This is a genomic window from Bacteroidota bacterium (assembly GCA_013360915.1).
Lineage (GTDB): Bacteria > Bacteroidota > JABWAT01 > JABWAT01 > JABWAT01 > JABWAT01.
Genome location: JABWAT010000034.1, coordinates 1 through 5544, shown reverse-complemented (window position 1 = coordinate 5544; position 5544 = coordinate 1). Strand labels below are relative to the sequence as shown.

The following is a 5544-nucleotide window of genomic DNA, read 5'->3' as shown; positions in this document are numbered from 1 at the left end:
TGTGGCGTCCGGCGGAAACGTTGGAAACTCTGCGTTCGGCACAGCTAACCTTGAGCTGTACAATGTCGCAAAGGAAAGCAAAGGGATTTCCTGGAAGGGCAATGGTGTCACCTTGTCTGATGATCAGGAGCGCTATACCAATGGCACCGGAGAATTCGAGTACGTCTTTGATGAATGTCAATCAAGCACGGGCGCAACCGAGGCGAACATTCTCGCGGATATCGCAGCAGGTACCCTGTTCCAAATTAAGGAAACAAACCTGTCTGGTTCCCTGACGTTTGGCGGCACTACAGGTGTTCGGATCAAACTTGATATTGAGCCAAAGGACGGGATCAAGACCTATAAAATTTCCGGTAAGAAAACCGAACTTAACCGCGCTGCTCTGATCACGGAGGCATAATGCAACCAGTACTTGATCTGTATGATCAGGTCTGCATCGTTACCTCCGATGATGCCAACTTTAATTCGGCGGTGTGGTTAGACCAGATCACAGGCGGGAAGGGTTATTCCCTTGCCACCTTACAAAAGGAATTGAAAACCGGGGAAAGTTCATGTGTGGGATTTCGCCATGAGTTGGAGATTGAATTCATCGACCCTGCCAGCGTTGATACAATCCGTGGATGGATTGCTGCTGGATCCTCACTGAAAGCATACGCCTACGGGCCGGGAGGATCGGTTCTTTGGATGGCTCCCACGGATGCTCTGATTTCTGATGGTGTAGATAGTGGAGATGGAAAGCCAGCGATTTTCACAATTAAGTTTGTGAAGACCGGTTTCAATCTGGATATCCGGCACGGGAAAAATCTGCTGTTCCCAACGCTGTCGAATGGTTCATCTGTTGCCAGGTTCTATACTCCAACCAACGGGACAATTTCATCAACCACCAAAAACGGGTCATTCCCATTGGGGGTCAATCCGGTTCTGAAATTGGTTCAGTCCTCTCCCGGTCTTTCGTATGCACACACAGCGGGATCCGCTGGAGGGTTCAACATTCCGGTCAAAAATGGGATGGTCTTTTCAGTGTATGGGAACACCTACCTGTATAATCAAACCAGTTCATTCAATCGGAAAATGGGGCTGCGTTGTTTTGACGGCACCTCTGCATTTACTGAATCCCTCGAGGTTACCGACTCCAATGCCGGGGCACGGACACTCTTGGGTCAGATAACGGTTGCCAACGCCAACACGAAATTTGCCGGCCTTACATTGGTTGTAAACAATTCAGGTGGGTCTGCCACTTGTGAATTCGACAACCTGATGTTGGTGTATGGCAACGAAAATCTTGCACAATTCACGGAGGCATAATGGCTACCAGAAAATCGTGGACGGTACTGCATGACTTTCATCTGAACCAGGTAAATAACGAGACCCGGGAAGTGCTCGATGCCAATTTGACTGCCGGACAGGTTCTGCAGGAAGGCGAAGTGTATGAGACCGGAAAGTACATCCCGAAATCTGTTGCCACCGAATTGGTTTCCTATGGTGTCATGGCGGAAGATGAGGAATAATGATCTCAACCGGCAGTCAGATTATTTGTCTGGCACCTGCAACCGACACGCATTTCTCACAGGCCGTTTTCCTGCAGGAAATTCTTCGGGAAGGTCAGTATGAATCGGAAGATGAAGGAACTGAGCTGTGGGATCAGCAAGCGTGGAATGAAACCCGGACTCACCGGTTTAAGGCAGTCGTAGGAGATCATGAGAAGTTTGACCAAATACTAACTTGGTCGGCAGCCAACACTCCCTTAAACCTGTGGGTCTATGGTTTAGAAAACACCCGGATATGGATGGAAAACACCACGATCCGGTGTCGGGAAAAGCAATCACAAAAGACTGGTGAAATCATTGAGCTGGAAATTTCAATGGCCATCAGCAAAGCTGGCGCATTAATTACCAGAAGAACCAACATTCTGGATCCCACTGATGCCGATGGTTCAGTTGCAACTGAGTTCACAATTACCTCTGCTTCCTTCGGAACCGTTACACCGAATGGGTCCTTCACCACTGCAGTCGGAAATGCACTTCGTTTAACCGCATCCACTCCAGGAACATTTGCAAAAGCGCTGAACACCAAAAAGATTCCCGCGATTAAAGGAATGGTGTTTAGTATCCGGGGAAACATTTACGGGTCTGGTGGAACCGCCGGGATCTCTCACCGGCTTCAGTTAATCGGACATGATGGATCAGGTGCAATCACTGAAACACTCTCAATTCTGACCGCTTCCAATGGCCTTACTCTTCTCAGTGGTTCTCTCGCCATTGGTCATGCAAATACGAAATATGTCCGGTTGGAATTGGTGACCAAGGCTGATACCGGAAACAGCGTGTGTGAGTTCGACAATCTCGTGGTCATGCATGGACCATCCGTACCGACTTCATTCATCAACAATTAAGGAGCATCATGGAAACACCTGCTGAATACAAGGCACCTAAAATTTATGTGATCGCCGGGATTCGTTACCGGCTGGTAAAATGCACACCAAACCGGGCAGAAACATTTGACAATGAATACCTGGCTGCCAAAACACCACGACAAAAGGCAAAGCTCGCAAGGGGCATTGTTGAGAGAGCAGATCCAACCAGTATGGTTCCTGAACCCAACTGGGAAACAGAAGCAGAGATGGCGCAGGTTTTGGAGGTCCTGCACGATTTTTTGTCGCAATACGAGTCGACCTTGCTTATTGCATTGAACTTCTTAAAAGAATCGAACCCTCCTCACGCACAAATTCAAAAATCCGGGTTGAACGTTGGGCAGAAGAGTGGGCCAGCGGAAAAGGGCTGAAGTGGGTTATTTGGTCAGTTGCCAAGGATGATCCTATAAAGACTATCCAGATTAAGGAAAGTTGCTCGTACACGGAAATAGCCGAGGCGTATGTGTCAAGCCGAAGTCGTGAAGCCTATTATTTTGAAAGCGAAGAATGAAAAACATCAAGTTTGAAATCAGTATTCCGTCTGGCACACTCAGCATTGAAATTGACAATGAAAACCGGTCTGTTACCAAGAGCGTAAATGGGATTGTTGTTGAGGTAATTACTGCCCGGACTGATGACGAATGGAGGACCTTTCAAACAATAGTTGAGCGCTTGATCTCTGGCGTATCAATGGAGTAACCATGGCCACAAATGAGATCAAATTAAAGATCACTGTCGACGGAAAAGAAGCCATTGCAACAATGGAACTGACCGAAGAGCAGCTGAAGGAAATTGGACTCGCAGCAAAGAAGGCTGGCGATGATACCGAGCAGGGAACTGGTCGGATGCAAACAGCCTTCACTGAAATCAACCAGGGCCTCGAACTGGCGCAGAAGGTCCTTGGTACATTTACCAAGCCAATCATGGATGCTTCAGCAATGGAGCAATCAAGGGTGGCCTTCGAAGTCCTCACCGGTTCCGCAGAAATTGCAGATCAGACCATTTCAAATCTGAAAGAGCGTGCAGCTTCAACTCCTTTTGAATTCCGGGACCTGCAGGATGCAACCCAAGTCCTTTTGAATTTTGGAATTTCCATTGACGAGGCTCAGGTATTACTTGGTCAGCTCGGCGATGTATCCGGAGGAAATGCTCAGAAACTTCAATCTCTGGCTATTGTCATGGGTCAGGTGGCGAGTGCGGGCCGTTTGCAGGGACAGGACCTACTTCAGTTAATTAATGCCGGATTTAATCCACTTCAGGAAATTTCCCGGACAACTGGTCAGAGCATGGCCAGTCTGAAAAAGCAGATGGAATCGGGTGCAATTGGCTATGACATGGTTAAGCAGTCGCTGATTTCTGCTACTTCTGAAGGTGGCCGCTTTTACCAGATGATGGAAAAGCAGTCGCAGACTTTGGCCGGCCGGATGTCTACCGTCTCAGATTCTATTGGACAGATTTCAACCACCATCGGCCAGAACCTGATGCCGGTTGCGGAGGGATTTGTTGAAATGGCCGGTGATATTTCATCGACCCTGATCGAAATGAACCCAGCACTTGTCGGTGTCTTGGGTACAATTGGGTTGGTAACTGCAGCAGTGGTCACCATGGAGGCAACCGGACTGCGTGCCATGATTGCAGGGTGGAATACCTGGATCATCACTTCGGCGAGAGTCGCAACAGCAAATCTGGCCACTGCCATTTCCACTGGTGGGGTGACAGCTGCCATCAGACTGGCAACTGCAGCTGTAAAAGGGTTCTTTGTTTCCCTTGGTCCGATCGGCTGGGCAGTCATTGGAATCACTGCCCTTGCAACTGCATGGGGACTACTCAAAGATTCCACAGATGAAGCCACCAGTGCAACTGAATCCTACTCTCAAGCCGTTCAAAAGCTAAACAGGGACCAGGTCAGCAGTTCAATTTCAAAACTAAATAAGGAACTCGAACAATCTACTGCTTCTATCGAACGAGCACGCCAAGCCTGGCTGGCCGGTGGAGCTCGGGGTGATTACGATCAGGTTCTGGAGCACCATCTTTCCCTGGTAAAACAGAGAAATGAACTACTTGCCAGACAAGGTGAAATTGAAGGTTCCAGCACAAAGCAGGACGAAAAAAAATTCAACTACTTCGAAGCAGTAATCCGTTCGGCAAAAATCGAGAAGGAAATAAATGAGTCCATTTTAAAGGGAGACCTCGAGCGGGTTGATGTTCTTAAAAAGGAACATGGAGTTCTTAAGGATCAATTAGACGCATGGGAGGAGTTGAATAAACTATCCAGAAGCGGTGAGGCGTGGGATGCTGAACGCCGGGCCGGACTTAAAGACGCGAAAATGATTGATGCCCCAACCCGGTCGCGTCCAAATGCACCTAAGTACAGAAAGACAAATCGGGATTATTTTGATGATGCCCGCGAAAATGCTGATGCGCAAATTTATTCCCAGGATCGAACCCTCGAAGAGCAGATTCGGATAAATGAAGAGATCCTTTTAAACCATCAGGGTACCGAGGAGGAAAAACTCAGAATCAGTGAAAACATTACTGCTCTCCGGGTTGAGCAACATAACCTTGAGCGAGATGCCTGGCGTCAAAATGTCTACGACATGCAATCGATCTGGTATGACTTCAGCTCTGATATCCTCGATAAATCTGTAACCGGCAAAGAGCGGATGCAGAGAATATGGGAAGGGATGAAACTCGAATTCATTCAGTATGTTGGGGCCAAGGCAATTGCCCACGCGATGGGTGAGGCGGAAATGACTGCAGCAACCAATGCCGGAGCAGTAGCAAGAATCGCAGCTGTATCCTGGGAAGTCGCGGTAACCCTCGGGAAAAAGATGTGGGAAATTGCATCAACATTGTGGCAAAGCTACCTGACCTTTTTCTCCGGTTTTGGTCCATTTGCAGTGCCTCTTGCTGCTGCTGGCGTTGCGGCCTCAGTCGGTGTTGTCAAGGCAAGCATAAAGGCAGTGGGTTTTGATGAAGGTGGTGTATTGGATCCCAGAAATGGTCCGGGATTTTTTGAAGGACGCCGGGTAGAGATAGTTGCACCTCAACGAAAGTTTGAAGAGGTGATTCAGCAGGATATCATTCCTCGCCTTCAGCTTGCACAAATGGCATCGACAGCAAGTGCCTCTCAA

General features: G+C 48.4%; 6 protein-coding genes. All 6 read left to right on the top strand.

Translation table 11 applies throughout. The annotated features are described in order from the left end of the window. A partial coding sequence (locus HUU10_15570; protein ID NUQ83021.1) for a hypothetical protein occupies nucleotides 1-400 on the top strand: 400 nt, incomplete at its 5' end. Next, nucleotides 400-1305, top strand: coding sequence for a hypothetical protein (locus tag HUU10_15565; GenBank protein NUQ83020.1), 906 nt, complete (start codon nucleotides 400-402; stop codon nucleotides 1303-1305). The genes HUU10_15570 and HUU10_15565, both read left to right, overlap by 1 nt. Continuing rightward, nucleotides 1305-1508 (top strand): hypothetical protein, encoded by a 204-nt coding sequence (locus tag HUU10_15560; protein NUQ83019.1) that lies wholly within the window; start codon nucleotides 1305-1307, stop codon nucleotides 1506-1508. The genes HUU10_15565 and HUU10_15560 overlap by 1 nt, the downstream gene beginning before the upstream one ends. Then, a complete protein-coding gene (locus tag HUU10_15555; GenBank protein NUQ83018.1) occupies nucleotides 1508-2392 on the top strand; it encodes a hypothetical protein in 885 nt (294 codons plus the stop codon). Before HUU10_15560 ends, HUU10_15555 begins: the two co-directional genes overlap by 1 nt. A gap of 8 nt (nucleotides 2393-2400) precedes the next feature. After that, a complete protein-coding gene (locus HUU10_15550; GenBank protein NUQ83017.1) occupies nucleotides 2401-2781 on the top strand; it encodes a hypothetical protein in 381 nt (126 codons plus the stop codon). A gap of 330 nt (nucleotides 2782-3111) precedes the next feature. Further along, on the top strand, nucleotides 3112-5544 hold a 2433-nt coding region (locus HUU10_15545; GenBank protein NUQ83016.1), incomplete at its 3' end, for a tape measure protein.

Excerpts from the sequence above, each read along its gene's own strand:
- HUU10_15565 (NUQ83020.1), top strand. The coding sequence starts at position 400 with ATGCAACCAGTACTTGATCTGTATGATCAGGTCTGCATCGTTACCTCC.
- HUU10_15550 (NUQ83017.1), top strand. The coding sequence starts at position 2,401 with ATGGAAACACCTGCTGAATACAAGGCACCTAAAATTTATGTGATCGCC.
- HUU10_15555 (NUQ83018.1), top strand. The coding sequence starts at position 1,508 with ATGATCTCAACCGGCAGTCAGATTATTTGTCTGGCACCTGCAACCGAC.
- HUU10_15560 (NUQ83019.1), top strand. The coding sequence starts at position 1,305 with ATGGCTACCAGAAAATCGTGGACGGTACTGCATGACTTTCATCTGAAC.